Consider the following 433-nt stretch of genomic DNA (forward strand, 5'->3'; position numbering starts at 1 on the left):
CGCGCGAAAGAAATGAAGCAGGGGGTGGCGCGGGCCTAAGCCCGCAAAAAGATCACTGGACCGATCGCCATGTTTACTCCGTTGGTCATTCTTCTCGTGATGGCAAACACAGCCGCAGCGACTGGAGCAGTCGTTGTCGCCTTGCAGGCCGCGATGTTCGAGACAGGTTGTGCGGCTCGCCGGCGTTGACGGTGGAGGGAGCCGGCATCGCCAACACCGACTTGTCTTGACAACAGGTGGGATTGCGGGCGCAGCATGAGAGGCGGATCCCGTATCCTCTCCAATTCGCGGACGTCGAAAGCCAGACACGCGGTAGTTATGACTTGGTGAGCCGGAAAGTGATCGCTCTTCGCGAGAATCCGGGCGACCGCGAGCAAAACCATATCGGCGGATTCCCCGGTCGCTGAAAATCGTTGATCGCCCACTTGAAATC

General features: G+C 59.1%; 1 protein-coding gene. It reads left to right on the forward strand.

The genetic code is table 11. From position 1 onward, the window contains the following. The coding region (locus WN73_RS11560; RefSeq protein ID WP_271552829.1) for a hypothetical protein at nucleotides 1–230 on the forward strand (230 nt) is incomplete at its 5' end. Nucleotides 231–433: the final 203 nt, after the last annotated feature.

The sequence above is a fragment of the Bradyrhizobium sp. CCBAU 45394 genome, assembly GCF_028128655.1.
GTDB classification, from domain to species: domain Bacteria; phylum Pseudomonadota; class Alphaproteobacteria; order Rhizobiales; family Xanthobacteraceae; genus Bradyrhizobium; species Bradyrhizobium diazoefficiens.